Below are 17,016 nucleotides of genomic sequence, written 5' to 3' on the forward strand. Positions count from 1 at the left end.
GTTAATACATAAAAATTATCTTATAAAATTACATTTTTATAAAAAAATAAAAAATATACGTAATATATTTTAATAAAAAATATTTTAAAAAAGCATTTGTTTATGTGTAAAAAATAATATGATGTATATAAAATAATCTTTCAATTCCGCTCATGTAACATTTATATGTCAGAAAATATGTTAAATTATATTCTATAAATGTAATTGCAATGAATAAAGAATTATAATGTTGTATAATTTAATTCGTAAACTATTATTTTTAATTGACCCTGAATAAGCTCATATTTTAACGTTAAAATACTTAAATTCCAAAAAAGCACAATACTTAATAAATTTTTTATGTAATAATAAAAACAATGAAAAAACAATATGCATAGGATTAACATTTAATAATAAAATTGGTGTAGCAGCTGGGATAGATGAAAACGGAGAATACATAAATACTTTATCAAAATTAGGTTTTGGTTTTATTGAAATTGGTACAGTGACACCATTACCACAATACGGCAATCCTAATCCAAGATTATTTAGAATAGACTCTGAGGAAGGAATAATTAACAGAATGGGATTTAATAATCTTGGTATAGATAATTTAATTTAAAATATAAAAATCTCATTTTAAAGGAATCATTGGCATTAATATAGGAAAAAATCACACAACAAGTATTCAAAATGCAGTTTATGATTATCTGACATGCATAGAAAAAGTGTATATATATGCTAGTTATATCACAATTAACATTTCTTTACCAAATACAAAAAAATCTAAGAACACTACAACATGGATCATTACTTAATGATTTGTTGAGTCAAGTAAAAAAAACAAATAAAAATGTATAAAAAATATTTTAAATATACTCCTATTGTGATTAAAATGTCTCCAGATTTATCACAGAAAGAATTACGTCATGTCGCAAATCAGTTAATTAAACGTAAAATAGACGGATTCATTGCAATAAATACTACATTAGAATTAGATAGACCACTAATTTTTAATTTAAATGATAAAATCGAAAAAGGTGGTATAAGTGGTGTACCTTTACAAAAAAAGTACAAATACAATTTTATTATTATCAAAAATTTTCAAAGGTAAAATTCCAATTATTGGTGTTGGTGGAATTAATTCTACAACATCAGAAAAAGAAAAAATGTGATCAGGTGCATCATTAATACAAATATGTTCTGGTTTAATATATCATGGTTCAAAATTAATCAAAAATATTATCGAAAAATTGTAATGTCTTGATTTGAATTTTTAGTAATATTATATATTTTCGAACATAAAAAATATATTTGTATTTTAAAATGCCAAAATTTTAAAAAATATGATTACAACTGAATCAAATGTAAAAAAACAAATTCTATTAATTTTAGCATTTCTAAAACTCACTAAACAAAACAATATAAAATTTTATCTGACAATATGTGAAAATACAGTTTATTATCTTTAATAATACAAGAACTTGCCTAAAATCAGAAATACATATTGCTAAAATATTTTAATATACAACATAAAATACTAATTTAAATAAAGATATTGTCGTATAAAATGAAAAAAGTTTTAATCGTGTTAAACAAACGTATTATTCAACGATAGTTGTAGTACTCTAAATTTATTAAAAATATAATATATTGAATATATATCTTGAGTATTATATAATTTTCAATACATAATTTATGTAATTAAGTCATTGTTATTTTAAAAAGATAAATAATTTAATAATAAAAATTTATATTTGTATAAAATATTATAAAAATATAAAATATATATGAAAATATCATAAAAACAACATCAAAATGCATTCTCTTAAAATATTTTAAAAAACATTCAAAAAATCATGTTTTCAATTTAAACAATTTTTTTATTGTCATACATATAAAAATATAACAATTGTTTATTTTATATCTATAAATAATTCATGCAAATATTTTTTTAAAACATTTATAAAAATTATGAAAAAACTATAAATTCTTAATCAAACCAAAAAAGTTTATATATATACAACATGTTCAAAAAAAACTTTTTAAAATCTTTCTTTTAATAATGTTACAACCAGAATCTAAAATTTAAATAACGAAAAATATAAGCAATACATTCTCAATATATTTCGCCTCATGAAAAATAATCACACATGCAATATTTCTTTAAAAATTTTTTAAAAACATTAAGGACTGAAAATTTATGTCTCTAGTGAGCATTAAAGATGCCTATTTGTCATTTAATGATCTAAAAATATTTAAACAAACCGTATTACATATTCATGCCAATGAAAGAATTTGCTTAATAGGAAATAATGGTGCTGGAAAATCTACACTTTTAAAAGTAATTAATAAAACGCAAGATTTAGATCATGGTCATGTAATTTACAAAAAAGATATAAAAATTGCATTTCTCAAACAAGAACATCCAAAAAATGTGAATATGTCTGTATATGATTTTATTGTTTCAGGATTATTAGAAAAAAATGCAAATAAAAAAAAAATAGATGTAAAAACCATTGCAGACGTTAATGCGATAATTGAAAAATTAAAATTAAAAAAAAACGATTTTTTATTTCATCTTTCTGGAGGATTATTAAGAAAAGCATCGATAGGGCATGTATTAATAGGAAAACCAGATGTTTTATTACTTGATGAACCAACTAATCATTTAGATATCAATACAATTGCATGGCTAGAAACAACTTTAAAAAAATTTTCAGGTAGTATATTGTTTACATCACATGACAGATCTTTTATTCAAAACGTATGTACTCGTATTATAGATCTTGATCGGGGTAAATTAATTTCGTGGCCTGGCGATTATCAAAATTTTATAAAATTAAAACACAAGAGTTGTCGTATTGAAAAAATCACAAAAAAATTATTCGATAAAAAACTAAAACAAGAAGAACAATGGCTTAGAAAAAGTACTAAGGCACGTACAACACGTAATGAAGGCAGGGTAAAAAATTTAAAAACGTTAAAACAAAAATTTTTAGATTATAAAGAAAAAAAAGAATTAACGCACATTAATATTAATTATATTGAAAATTACAGAAAGAAAATCATTTTTAAACTACAAAATATTTTTTTTTATATTAAAAATAAAATAATTATTAATAATTTTTCTTCCATTGTTCAACATGGTGATAAAATAGGACTAATCGGAGACAACGGATGTGGAAAAAGTACATTATTAAAAATAATAACACAAAAAATCCAACCAACAACAGGAGAAATACATTCCAAATTAGAACTAAAAATAGCATATTTTGATCAAAATAGATCAATGTTAGACCCTAACAAATCTATTATTGATAATATATCTTATGGTCATGGCAAAATTTTTTTACATGGGAAAGAAATACATCTTGTAAGTTATCTAAAAAGTTTTTTATTTGAACCTTATCAATTAACATCATTAGTTAAAACACTATCCGGTGGAGAATGTAACAGATTACTGTTAGCACAGTTATTTTTAACTCCAAGCAATGTTTTAATCCTTGATGAACCTACAAACGATTTAGATTTAAATACCATGCAACTATTAGAAACTGCTATTATTAGTTATCAAGGAACGGTTTTAATAGTTAGTCACGATAAAGAATTCATTAAAAAAACAGTACATAAGTATTGGTTATTTCAAAAAGATGGAACCATTATTGACTATATAGGTCAATATAATTTTTTTAAAATACCAACTACAAAAAAAAATATCTACAAAACTACATTGAAATTAAAAAATAATCAAAACAATCTTAATATACTTAAATTACAAAAAAAAAATAAATGTTTTAAACATAAATTAAAAAAAATAATAAATGAAATAGAACAATTGGAATACGATATTACACAATTACAAGAAAAAACAAATACATTAAATTTTTTTAAACAGGACCAAAAAAAAATTTTACTAACATTAAACAATTTACGTCAGAAAGAAAAAAATCTGAAAGTAGCACTTGAAACATGGGAAAATTTAGAAAAAAAAAATTCGATATAAAATAAAAAATATTTTTTTCAAGAAATATTTTTTTTCATACAATTTACAGAACAACAGTGATTATAATTAATTGAACAATATTTACATTGAATAAATAATAAATGACATGGATCATAATTGCAATTTACATAGTTATCTGAAGGTTCTTTGCATTGTCGACAATGTGATAAAACATCATCTGAAACTTTTTCACACATACGATGATCAAATACAAAATTGCTACCTTTAAATAAAATCGGAAAACCAATTTTTTTAGCAGTACGTACATAATTAATGATACCTCCTTCAATATGGTAAACATGTTTGAATCCATTAAAAATCATCCAAGCGCTGGCTTTTTCACAACGTATGCCACCTGTGCAATACAAAACTATTTTTTTATCTTTAGCATGTTGCATTAACTGAATTACATCTTTTAATTGTTGACGAAACGTCATACTTTTGATTTCTATAGCTTTTTCAAAATGACCAATGGCATATTCATAAGAATTACGCATATCAACAAATATTGTTTCATTATCATTTAACATAGCATTCACTTGTTCAGCTTGAATATATTCTCCAACATGATTTGGATCAAATAAGGGATTGCAAATACCATCTTGAACAATTTTTTTCTTCACTTTAACACAAAGCAACCAAAACGATCTTGCACGGTTGTTTAATGATTTATTAATACGTAAATTTCTTAATGATGGATGTAATGAATATAAAAACTCTTTCACCACATGATATGATCTTTGAAAAACACTTATTTGCGCATTGATACCTTCATGCGCAACATACACTCTACCTAAAACATGTTGTTTAAAAAAAAATTTATAAATTTCATCTCGAAAATACTGAGGATTATTAATAAAAAAATACTTATAAAAAGATATTGTTAATCGTAATTCATTTGTAAATAACATACGCTTTTTTAATTCTTTTCGAGATATCATATTATGTAAATTAGACATTAAAATAGCATTCCTTATAATAAATTTTAAAAAAATTTATTTTATATAAAAATATATAAAAATAACATCAAAAAATCTCTTATATAACAAAATATTGTAAAATTTTTAAATGTCCCAATATTTAAAATGCACATACTAATAAATATAATTAACAAATATTTTCTATTTTTTCATATTTTTAAAAATATTCATTTGCTCTGATAACTGCGTATACAATGTGTTTAATTCATTTAATTGCATTTGTTTTTGCAAAACAACTTTTTCTGGAGCATAACGTAAAAATTGTACGTTTGATATATTTTTTTTAAGATTGAATATTCTATAACCTATTTTTTTTAATTCTTTCTTAATTTTTATTATTTCTAATTCTTTATCCAATACATTTATCATAGGAATGATAATTTCTGATCCATCAATAATATGTTTTATAGCTAATTTACAAGTATACGTTTTTTTAAGTAATACAATATGATCTAAAAACGCGATTTTTTTAATCCACAACATATTGTGTCTAATGATAATTTTCTGCTGATCCGTTGTTTTAAATAAAAATAACGATAGTAATTTATTCGTTTTAATATTCATTTTTAATCTAGTATTTCTTATAAAAACAACAATTTTTTTAATCCAATTGACATATAAAGATGCTTGTTTATTACATAACATCACATCGTACTTTGGAAAAGGTTCCAACATAATAGTTTTAGAGCTAATTTTTTTAATTAATTTAACACGTTGCCAAATAGATTCAGTAATGAACGGCATAATAGGATGAGCAAGCTTTAGTAATACTTCCAAAACATGAATTAAAACATTCTTAGTATCATATATATCTTGTTCGGAACATGTACAAATAATAGATTTCACAAATTCTAAATACCAATCACAAAAAATGTTCCAAATAAACTCATACAAAACATTTGCTGCAAGATCAAAACGATATGAATCCAACGATACACGATAAAATTTTATTACATCATTACACTCTGAAAGAATCCACTTGTTGACTAATAACATCTCATCTTTAATAACGATACAAGAAAAATTATGATTTTGACTATTTAAAAGAACAAAACGACTAGCATTCCATAATTTATTGCAAAAATTACGATATCCTAATAACCTACTCATATCCCATTTTATATCACGTGTATTAGCAGCTAATGCGGAAAAAGTAAAACGCAATGCATCTGTTCCTGTTGGCGCAATACCTAAGGGAAACGTTTTTATAGTATTTTTTACAATAGTTTGCGACATACTTGGTTGCAACAAATTTTGTGTTCTCTTTTTAATCAACGATTCCAAAGAAATACCGTCTATCATATCCAATGGATCAATTACATTTCCTTTAGATTTTGACATTTTTTGACCATGTTCATCACGAATTAGACCAGTGATATATACTTGTTTAAATGGAACGACAGATTGTCCAGTTTTATCTTTTATAAAATGCATAGTTAACATGATCATTCTTGCGATCCAAAAAAAAATGATATCAAATCCACTTACTAAAACATCTGTTGAATGAAATAATTTTAATAATCTAGTTTTTTTAGGCCAACCTAATGTTGAAAACGTCCATAATCCAGAAGAAAACCAGGTATCTAAAACATCATTTTCTTGATTTAATTGTATATTCTTGGGTATAGAATATTGTTGACGTATTGCTTTTTCATTTTTACCAACATAAATATTTTTTTTATTGTCATACCATGCAGGAATACGGTGACCCCACCATATCTGACGAGATATACACCAATCTTCAATATTATTCATCCAAGAAAAAAACATGTTTTCATATTGTTTGGGTATAAATTTTATTCTTTTATCTTTTATACTTTTAATTGCTTCTTGAGATAATTTAGATGTTTTTAAATACCATTGATTTGTTAATATAGGTTCAATAATTATACCGCTACGTTCACTATATGGAATAGTGATGTTGCGTTCTTCAACTTTTTCTATTAAATTTAAATTTTTTAAATATTCGAGAATTTTACAGCGCGCAGATAAAATGTCTAATTTTTGCAATTGTAAAGGAATATAAGAATCATAAAAATTTGATTTTTTACCTTTATAATCATATACTTCAGAAAAATTTTTAATTTTTCCATCAAATGTAAAAGTGCTAATCATAGGCAATTTATGACGATATCCTACCTGATAATCATTAAAATCATGTGCAGGAGTAATTTTTACACAACCAGTCCCTTTATCTAAATCAGCATATTCATCCTCAATAATAGGGATTTTTCTATTTGTTAAAGGGGATATTGCATATTTTCCAATAAACTTACTATATTTTAAATGTTTTTTATTTATAGCAATTGCTGTATCGCCTAAAATTGTTTCTGGTCTAGTAGTGGATACAACAATATACTTAGTACATTTTTTAAATGTATTTTCGATATAAATTGGATAACGAATGAACCACATCTTTCCTATGACAGATCGATGTTCTACTTCTAAATCTGAAACTACAGTTTCTAATTTTGAATCCCAATGCACTAATCTTTTCTTTTGATAAATTAAATTTTGTTGATATAGCAAAATAAATGCTTCTTTTACAGCAGCGGAAATATCTGGATCTAAAGTAAACTTTTCACGTTGCCAATCAACAGAAACACCTAAACGACGCATCTGTTTCGTAATAACATTATTTGCTTTCTTTTTCCATGTCCAAATTTTTTTAATAAAATCCTGACGACTATAATCTTGTCTTGTTTTGTGTTCCTGTATATATATTTTTCGTTCAACTAAAATTTGAGTTGCAATACCTGCATGATCTGTTCCTACTTGCCATAGAGTATTTTTTCCTTGCATGCGATTATAACGAATAATTATGTCCATAATAGTTTGTTGAAATGCATGACCCATATGCAGGCTACCGGTAATATTTGGAGGTGGCATCATAATGCAAAATGTTGGTTTTTTTAAATATTTTGGTTTAAAAAAACCATTTTTTTCCCAAAAATTATATAAAAATTCTTCAATTTTTTTAGGATTATAAGTTTTTTCCATTATATTTTATCTGTATTTTTGAATTTACTATCGTTTGTGTAATAATATTAAAAAATATACCTATAGTAATATTTTTAATAACATGTGTAATTTAATCGATTTAATAAAAATTGACATAACAATTCAACAGGACAACCTGTAGCCCCTTTGGATACACCAGATGTCCATGCTGTTCCAGCAATGTCTAAATGTGCCCAATGATATTTCTTTGTAAAATAAGATAAAAAACAAGCTGCATGTATCGCTCCTGCTTTTCCTTTACCAATATTTGAAAAATCTGAAAAATTCGATTTTAATTCTTTTTGATACTCTGAAAATAAAGGTAATCGCCATATTTTATCATTAGATTCTTTCGAAGCAATTATTAATTCTTCAGCCAATTCTTCATTATTTGAAAAAAGACCACTAATCGATTCTCCAAGAGCTGTTACACATGCACCAGTCAATGTCGCAATATCAATAACTGTATTTGGAGAAAAACGTTCTATATAAGTTAATACGTCACATAAAACTAAACGCCCTTCAGCATCAGTATTCAATACTTCAACAGTTTTACCTGACATAGTCGTTAAAATATCACCTGGTCTAAAAGAACCACTACCTAACATGTTTTCGCATCCTGCTAAAATGCCTATTATATTTAATGGTAGCTGCAGTTCAGCAACCATAGTTAATACTCCATATACAGCAGCAGCGCCACACATATCATATTTCATATTGTCCATATCATCTGATGATTTAATAGATATTCCGCCTGAATCAAAAGTCAAACCCTTGCCTACTAAAACAATCACTTGATTATCAATAACATTATTTCCAGAATATTTTATTACCGACATAATCGGTTTATTTTTTGATCCTTGACCAACAGATAAATATGCATTCATCCCTAATTTTTTCATTTCTTTAACATCAATTGTTTCTACAGTAACGTTTTTTTTATACTTTTTTTCAAATTCTCGAGTTTGATAGGATAGATACAAAGGATGACAAATGTTTGGAGGCAAATTACTAATATTTTTTGCGTATGTAATCCCAAGACCAATAGATAGTCCATGTTTAATAGCATCATTGGCTAATGGTAAATTGTTTTCATTAAAAATATGAAATACGATTGAATATACATCAAAATTTTGTTGTTCCTGTTCGTTGATCTTACGTATTTTATATAATGATTCCTGTATTGCAAGAATCATACACCTCACAATCCAATATGTATTATTTTTTTTAATATTTAATTCTGACAATGTGCAAATGATTTTCTTAATCGGCATTAGTTTTAAGAAATTAAAACTAGATATTAATATTTTTCTAATACAAGATTTATTAATTGTATTTTTTTTCCCGCAACCAACTAATAATATTCTTGTAGCACAAACATGCGGTATGTTATATAATAAAAGCGTTTGCCCTATTTTTCCAGTTATATCACCTAATTTAATCAAAGATGTAATATAACCATTGCTACATTTATCTAAATAATTACCAGAATCAGTCAATTCATTTGAATCAAAAATACCAATTATAATGCAATCTACTTTTTCTGTACTTAAACTATACTTTTGTGCCAAAAATTTCATAATATTTATTCCAAGACAATCCAAAAATAATATTTTTTCTCAAAAATTATAATGAATATTATATACTAAATAATACTTTTATTTTTACTATTATTTTCATAATATAAGAATACAAATTTTACTACAGAGATTTTATTATGAACCATCTTTATCGACGTCATTGTTTAAGATTACAAAATTTTACTTCAAAAGAAATAAATGACATTCTTCAATTATCTCACACATTAAAAAAAAGAAAAAAAAATAATCAAGAAACACAATTACTTACAAAAAAAAACATAGTTCTAATTTTTGAAAAAGAATCAACGCGAACAAGATGCGCTTTCGAAATAGCTGCATTTGACCAAGGAGCAAATGTTACATATCTTGGACCAGGTAGTACACATATTGGAACAAAAGAGTCCATTGAAGACACTGCCAAGGTTCTTGGACGTTTATACGATGGAATTCAATATCGCGGTCATGATCACGATACAATAGAAATCTTATCAAAACATTCACAAGTTCCGGTATGGAACGGCTTAACTGACAAATTTCATCCTACACAACTGCTAGCTGATCTATTAACTATAAAAGAAATATTTCCAAAAAAAACATTTTCTGAAATTACATGTGCATATGTAGGAGATGCGCGAAACAATATTGGCAATAGTTTATTAGAATCTGCATCATTATTAGGTTTAAATTTACGTCTAGTTGCACCAAAAAAATATTGGCCAGAAAAACATTTCTTTTTTCTATGTCAAAACAAACGAAAAAAAAATCAAGAAAAAATTATATGCACTGAAAACATTAACGAAGGTGTTAAAAATGTAGATTTCATTTATACTGACGTATGGATTTCAATGGGCGAACCAAAACAAAACTGGAATCAAAAAATACAACTGTTAAAAGATTATCAAGTAAATGATAACATGTTAAATATTACTAATAACCCCGAAGTAAAAGTTTTACATTGTTTACCTGCTATACATAATAAAAATATTTACATAAAAAAATCTATATTAAACAAATATGACTTTCAAAATGGTATGGAAATTACCGATAATGTATTTAAAAAACATCAAAAAACCATTTTTGAACAAGCAGAAAACAGATTACATACAATAAAAGCTCTGCTTTTATCCAGTTTAATTCAAGAAATCAAATTTTAAAAAACTTGTATTTAGAATTTTTGAAAACGAAACTATAAAATTTTTTTAAATTTTACAATACAAATTTAATATCTTTCTCGAGTTTTATATTCTGAAAAGTTTGTAAGACCATCTTTTCTACAGTAGTTAAGGAAAAATAAAAATTGAGAAATTCTCTGTATAAAAAAAATATTATTTCCATCAATGATCTCGAACGTGATGAATTAGAGCTCATTTTAAAATACTCCTCCATGTTCAAAAAAACACCGCAACCAAATTTATTAAAAAACAAAATTATTGCAAATTGTTTTTTTGAAGCATCAACGCGAACTCGTTTATCTTTTGAAACTGCAATTCATCGTTTAGGAGCTTCAATAATTGGTTTTTCTGATGGAAGACATATTTCTTGGAAAAAGAAAGGTGAAACTTTAGCAGATACCATTTCTGTAATTAGTTCTTATGTTGATGCTATTATTATTCGACATCCTCAAGAAGGTTCTGCACGTTTAGCTTCAGAATTTTCTAATGGAATACCAATACTAAATGCTGGAGATGGATCTAATCAGCATCCTACACAAACGTTATTGGATTTATTCACAATCCAAGAAACACAAAATAGACTTAATGCATTAAATATTGCCATGGTTGGTGATCTCAAATATGGAAGAACAGTACACTCATTAATACAAGCACTGGCTAAATTTGAAAATAATCAATTTTTTTTTATTGCACCTGACGCATTAATGATGCCTAATTATATTAATAACATGTTATGCAGTAAAAATATTGTCTGGAAACGATATAATAAAATTGAAGAAATCATTTCTAAAATAGACATTTTGTACATGACTCGCATACAACGAGAAAGATTAGATTCAAAAGAATATGAAAATACGAAATCAAAATTCATATTATATGCTAAATTTTTAAAAAATGCTCGTAAAAATTTAAAAATATTACATCCACTCCCTCGTATCGATGAAATAGACTATGATGTTGATCATACACCGTATGCATGGTATTTTCAACAAGCAGCAAACGGTATTTATGCTCGTCAAGCAATTTTATCGTTAGTATTAATCAAATGAAAAATATGCAAACACATAAGTTACAAGTAGAAACAATTAAATCTGATAGTGTTGGTGATCATATTCCTGCTTATATCAGTTTTAAATTGTTATTTCTATTTCGATTTACAGAAAATAAAGAACGTATCACTATAGGATTGAATCTGCCGTCTAGAAAGTTAGAGACTAAAGATATAATAAAAATTGATGACACGTTTTAAGTCATGATCAAATAAATCAGTTAGCAATTTATTCTCCCTATGCTACTGTAAATTATATTAAGAAATATAATCTTATAAAAAAACATTTTCAAATTTTCTTAAAAAAATGATCGAATTTTATTTTGTCCAAATAATAATTGTATCAGTCACGATAATTTTATTAATTTTAGCTTTATATTTAAGTGCGACAATTATAGTTGTATCAACTTAAAATGTAAATATTATGAAAAAGAATTTCCTAAAGAAACTATTTTACAATTTTGATTAAACAAGTTTATCACTATAAAAAAGGAAAAAAATGAATCATATAATTCATACAAAAAACGCACCTAAACCGATTGGGCCATATTCTCAAGCAATACAAATTAACAATATAATCATGCTATCTGGACAAATACCAATTGACATTATATCAGGAAAAATACCAGATAAAATAGAAGATCAAACATATATAGTACTGAAAAATATCAAAAATATTTTAAAATCTGTAAATTTAGAAATTAAAAATATCATTAAAATGACAATTTTTACAACTGACTTAAAAAAAATCAATGCTATTAATAAAATTTATGAAAATTTTTTTATTAAAAATATGTCTCATTTTCCTGCAAGATCTTGTATTGAAGTGCAAGCTTTACCAAAAAATTCAAAAATAGAAATCGATGCTATAGCTTTTGCACAAAATAAAACATAAATTTTATTACAAAATACAACTAATTAATCAATCATGCTTAGTTCAAAACATGCAATATGCCGCAAAGCGGCATAGAAAACTGAATAAAAAATTTATACACTTTTACGACGAAAAAAAGACGACTTTAAAGTATTTTTAGAGATATTAGATTGATCTACACGACGAGCATGATAACGATAATGATTGTTTTTATCTTTCTTGAATAAAGTGCGATTATTTATTCTTCTTTCATATATTTTAAAACCGGGTAATAAACTTATATTTATTGATTTGTTTAAAATCTTCGTACAAATTAAATTTTTTAATAAATCTTTAGATAATCCCTTAGGCAACTCGATCGTTGAATGAAATGCAAATAATTTGATGTTCCCAATATTACGGCTATGAATCTTACCTTCATTAGCAATAGCTCCAACTATATGACGCGCCTCCACTCCATCATTTCGACCGACTTCAATTCGATATATATCTAAATTTCTGATCGCTTTCCGATCACGACGAAAACGATGATTACAGTTATGATCTTCAATCCGATTATTACAGTATTTTTTTGAAAATGATTCACGAAATGAACGATTTTTTACATCCGGTGCGATAATCAACGGACGTTCACCTTGAGCCATTTTTAATAAAGCAGCTGCGAAAGTTTTTATATCTAAATCATCTGCAGAATATAATTTATCTAATAAAGCACTATATTGATCCAAATCTTTGCTTTCTAATTGCTGTTGCACTTTCTTAGCAAACTGATCAAGGCGTCTTTGACATAATAATTCAACATTTGGCAAATGTACTTCTGAAATTGTTTGTTTAACAATACGTTCAATATTACGCAATAAACGACGTTCACGATATTCAACAAACAATAATGCACGACCTGCACGACCTGCTCGACCTGTTCGACCAATACGATGCACATAAGATTCTGCATCCATAGGAATGTCATAATTAATCACAAAACTAATACGATCTACATCTAAACCACGAGCTGCAACATCTGTAGCAATCAAAATATCTAATCGACCGTTTTTTAATCGTTCTAATGTTTGCTCGCGTAACGCTTGATTCATATCACCATTTAATGCAGCACTATTGTATCCATTACGTTCCAGTGCTTCAGAAACTTCTAAAGTAGCATTTTTAGTTTTAACAAAAATGATTGTTGCAGAAAAATCTTCGACTTCCAAAAAACGAATTAGCGCATCTGTTTTTCGTCCATATACCATCCAATAACTTTGTCGTATGTCAGGGCGTGTAGTAACATTAGATTGTATTTTAACTTCTTTAGGATGTTTCATAAACCGCTTAGAAATACGACGTATAACTTCCGGCATAGTCGCAGAAAATAAAGCTGTTTGATGATCTTTTGGAATTTGTGCCATAATTGTTTCTACATCTTCTATAAATCCCATCCGTAACATTTCATCGGCTTCATCTAGAACCAATCCATGTAAATTAGAAAGATTCAACGTGCCCCGTTTCAAATGATCTAATAAACGGCCCGGTGTGCCTACAACTATTTGCGGACCTTTCCGTAATGCTCTTAACTGTAATTCATATCTTTGTCCGCCATATAACGGCAAAATCAGAACTCCAATCATATATTTTGCAAACGCAGAAAAAGATTCCGCTACTTGAACTGCTAATTCTCTTGTTGGAGCTAAAACTAAAATCTGAGGAGATTTTAGTTCAATTCGAAGATTGTGTAACAATGGCAAAGCAAAAGCAGCTGTCTTGCCGCTTCCAGTTTGAGCCATTCCTAAAACATCACATCCATTTAATAATAAGGGAATGCAAGCTGATTGAATAGGAGAAGGTTTAACATATCCCATTTCGCTCAATGATTGAATGAGAAAGGAGTTTAAACCAAGAAAAGAAAATGTGCTTTCAGTATGAGTCATGCAATAGATATGCCTTTTAAGTTACATTAGCCAGTCTACATAGCTCATAATGAAAATATAAATTTATTCTCATTGAAAAGTGTGAACCGGCTCAAATTAAAAATGATTTAAATAAAGAAATTAATTTTTATAAAAAAAATATTTATTAAATTTCAAAAAAAATGATTTATTATAATATTTTACAATTAATATATTTATAAATATTAATTTATACCATTAATATGGTACTATCTGATACAATATAAATCTATGTTTTTTTAAACAAAATACACTTTAAATAAAAATAAAAAAATTAAACTAATACTTTCCTACAACAATATAATTATATCAGATAATATCATTATTTATTGTCTTATTGGAAATAATAAAATTTTCAATTTCTTTAATACTCAGTCTTAATCGACCTTGACGATCTATTTCTAATACTTTTACAGATATTATCTGATCGATTTTTAAATAATCTGAAACTTTATTTACTCTTTTTTTAGAAATCTGAGAAATATGAATTAATCCTTCTTTACCAAGATTAATAGATACAAATGCTCCAAAATCCACAATTCTAGTCACTTTTCCAGTATAAATTCGACCAACTTCAATTTCAGCGGTAATTTCTTGAATCCTTCGAATAGCGTGCTGTGCTTTTTCTCGAACATTTGCAGAAATTTTTATAGTACCATCGTCTTCAATCTCAATTATTGTACCAGTTTCTTCGGTCAACATACGAATGACAGATCCACCTTTTCCAATCACGTCTTTGATTTTTTCAGGATTTATTTTGATAATATAAATTCTCGGCGCAAAATTTGAAATATCTTGTCTAAATGAATCTAGAGCTTGATTCATAACATTTAAAATATGCAATCGTGCTGATTTAGCTTTATTTAAAGCCATATGCATAATTTCGCTATTAATACCATCTATTTTAATATCCATTTGCAATGCTGTTATACCATGTTCTGTTCCAGATACCTTAAGATCCATATCCCCTAAATGATCTTCGTCACCTAAAATATCGACTAATAAAACATATTTATTTTTTTCTTTAACCAATCCTATAGATATTCCAGCAACAGCAGATTTAATTGGCACACCAGCATCCATTAATGCTAAAGATGCTCCACAAACAGAAGCCATAGAAGAAGAACCATTAGACTCAGTAATTTCAGAAACTACTCGAATAGTATAAGGAAAATCTTCTATTTTTGGCATTACTGCTAAAAGACTTTTTTTAGCAAGACGACCATGTCCTATTTCTCGTCTTTTAGGAGAACCTATTATACCTATTTCACCTACAGAATAAGGTGAGAAATTATAATGAAATAAAAAGTTGTCGATTCTATCCCCTAACAAATCATCTAAATTTTGCGCATCTCGTGAAGTTCCTAAGGTGACGGAAACTAAAGATTGAGTTTCTCCACGCGTAAATAAAGCCGAACCATGTGTACGCGGCAATACGCCTGTTCGAACATCTAATGCACGAATCATGTCCTTATCTCGACCATCAATACGAATTTTATTATTTAATATACGTTTTCGTACAATTTGTCTTTCAATTTTTTGTAAAATAATTTCTATTTCAGCAATGTCAATAGTATTATCTTCACTGACAATTCTAATTACTTCTTCTTTAATTAATTTTAATCTTGCATGCCTATCTTGTTTATTAGAAATTAAATAAGCAGTACTGATATTTTTTTCAGATAATGCAATAATTTTCATTTCTAACGCTTTATTGATCTCAGAATAAGACATAACCCAAGGTGTTTTACTTGCTTCATTTGAAAAAGAACGAATATTATTTATTACTACTTGTTGTTGTTGATGCCCAAACATAATAGCGCCAAGAATATTTTCTTCGCTTAATATTTTTGATTCTGCCTCTACCATCAGGATTGCATTCTGAGTGCCAGAAACTACTAAATCTAAATTACTGTGCTTCATATCATCACTACTTGGATTTAAAATGTACTTATCTTTAATAAACCCTACTCTAGCAGCACCAATTGGTCCGTAAAATGGAATACCAGATATACTTAAAGCAGCTGATACACCGATAATAGAAATTACATCTGGATTGATTTGAGGATTAACTGATACCACTGTAACAATTATTTGAATTTCATTAATAAAATTTTTTGGAAATAACGGACGCAGAGGTCGATCTATTAATCGTGCAATCAATATTTCGTTTTCACTGGGACGACCTTCTCTTCTAAAAAAACCGCCAGGTATACGACCAACTGCATATGTTCGTTCCTGATAATTTACAGTAAGTGGAAAAAATTTTTGCCCTGTATATGTTGTTTTTTGTCCTACAATAGTTACAAAAACTGCAGTATCATCCATGCTGGCCATAATAGCTGCAGTAGCTTGACGAGCTATTATACCAGTTTCTAAAGTAATCGTGTATTGACCATATTGAAATTTACGTACAATGGGATTTAGCAAAATAATA

General features: G+C 26.7%; 9 protein-coding genes and 2 pseudogenes. 6 read left to right on the forward strand and 5 right to left on the reverse strand.

Translation table 11 applies throughout. From position 1 onward, the window contains the following. The first annotated feature begins 373 nt into the window (after positions 1–373). Both pyrD and ICW73_01065 read left to right on the forward strand, forming a co-directional pair. Positions 374–1,238, forward strand: a pseudogene (pyrD, locus tag ICW73_01060) (quinone-dependent dihydroorotate dehydrogenase). 944 nt (positions 1,239–2,182) lie between these two features. Beyond that, positions 2,183–3,985, forward strand: coding sequence for an ATP-binding cassette domain-containing protein (locus tag ICW73_01065; GenBank protein ID QNS02038.1), 1,803 nt, complete (start codon positions 2,183–2,185; stop codon positions 3,983–3,985). 17 nt (positions 3,986–4,002) lie between these two features. Here ICW73_01065 and ICW73_01070 read toward each other — a convergent pair whose 3' ends face one another. From ICW73_01070 to ICW73_01080, 3 genes are all read right to left on the reverse strand, one after another. Next, a complete protein-coding gene (locus ICW73_01070; GenBank protein ID QNS02039.1) occupies positions 4,003–4,944 on the reverse strand; it encodes a rhodanese-related sulfurtransferase in 942 nt (313 codons plus the stop codon). A 162-nt stretch (positions 4,945–5,106) separates the two neighbouring features. Then, the gene (locus ICW73_01075) at positions 5,107–7,965 is read right to left on the reverse strand and encodes a valine--tRNA ligase (protein ID QNS02040.1); all 2,859 of its coding nucleotides are present in this window, start codon (positions 7,963–7,965) and stop codon (positions 5,107–5,109) included. 74 nt (positions 7,966–8,039) lie between these two features. Then, positions 8,040–9,545 (reverse strand): leucyl aminopeptidase, encoded by a 1,506-nt coding sequence (locus ICW73_01080; protein ID QNS02041.1) that lies wholly within the window; start codon positions 9,543–9,545, stop codon positions 8,040–8,042. Positions 9,546–9,682: 137 nt separating this feature from the next. Between ICW73_01080 and argF the strand changes: the two genes are divergently transcribed. From argF to ICW73_01100, 4 genes and pseudogenes are all read left to right on the forward strand, one after another. Continuing rightward, the gene (argF, locus tag ICW73_01085) at positions 9,683–10,699 is read left to right on the forward strand and encodes an ornithine carbamoyltransferase (GenBank protein QNS02042.1); all 1,017 of its coding nucleotides are present in this window, start codon (positions 9,683–9,685) and stop codon (positions 10,697–10,699) included. Positions 10,700–10,842: 143 nt separating this feature from the next. Further along, on the forward strand, positions 10,843–11,766 hold the full coding sequence (pyrB, locus tag ICW73_01090; protein ID QNS02043.1) for an aspartate carbamoyltransferase: 924 nt from the start codon (positions 10,843–10,845) through the stop codon (positions 11,764–11,766). A gap of 5 nt (positions 11,767–11,771) precedes the next feature. Beyond that, positions 11,772–12,230 (forward strand): annotated as a pseudogene (locus ICW73_01095) (aspartate carbamoyltransferase regulatory subunit). A 34-nt stretch (positions 12,231–12,264) separates the two neighbouring features. Beyond that, entirely contained in the window at positions 12,265–12,660 is a 396-nt protein-coding gene (locus ICW73_01100; protein QNS02044.1) for a hypothetical protein, read from the forward strand. Positions 12,661–12,752: 92 nt separating this feature from the next. Here the strand turns inward: ICW73_01100 and ICW73_01105 are convergent, their stop codons facing one another. Together ICW73_01105 and pnp are read right to left on the reverse strand one after the other, a co-directional pair. Then, positions 12,753–14,561, reverse strand: coding sequence for a DEAD/DEAH family ATP-dependent RNA helicase (locus ICW73_01105; GenBank protein ID QNS02045.1), 1,809 nt, complete (start codon positions 14,559–14,561; stop codon positions 12,753–12,755). Positions 14,562–14,888: 327 nt separating this feature from the next. Beyond that, positions 14,889–17,009: a polyribonucleotide nucleotidyltransferase gene (gene pnp, locus ICW73_01110; GenBank protein ID QNS02046.1), complete on the reverse strand. Its 2,121-nt coding sequence runs from the start codon at positions 17,007–17,009 to the stop codon at positions 14,889–14,891. Positions 17,010–17,016 lie beyond the last annotated feature (7 nt).

Source organism: Buchnera aphidicola (Pentalonia nigronervosa) (assembly GCA_014622685.1).
Classification (GTDB): domain Bacteria; phylum Pseudomonadota; class Gammaproteobacteria; order Enterobacterales; family Enterobacteriaceae; genus Buchnera; species Buchnera aphidicola_BD.

Coding starts and splice junctions, on each gene's coding strand:
- ICW73_01065 (QNS02038.1), top strand. CDS start 2,183: ATGTCTCTAGTGAGCATTAAAGATGCCTATTTGTCATTTAATGATCTA.
- ICW73_01070 (QNS02039.1), bottom strand. CDS start 4,944: ATGTCTAATTTACATAATATGATATCTCGAAAAGAATTAAAAAAGCGT.
- ICW73_01075 (QNS02040.1), bottom strand. CDS start 7,965: ATGGAAAAAACTTATAATCCTAAAAAAATTGAAGAATTTTTATATAAT.
- ICW73_01080 (QNS02041.1), bottom strand. CDS start 9,545: ATGAAATTTTTGGCACAAAAGTATAGTTTAAGTACAGAAAAAGTAGAT.
- argF (QNS02042.1), top strand. CDS start 9,683: ATGAACCATCTTTATCGACGTCATTGTTTAAGATTACAAAATTTTACT.
- ICW73_01100 (QNS02044.1), top strand. CDS start 12,265: ATGAATCATATAATTCATACAAAAAACGCACCTAAACCGATTGGGCCA.
- ICW73_01105 (QNS02045.1), bottom strand. CDS start 14,561: ATGACTCATACTGAAAGCACATTTTCTTTTCTTGGTTTAAACTCCTTT.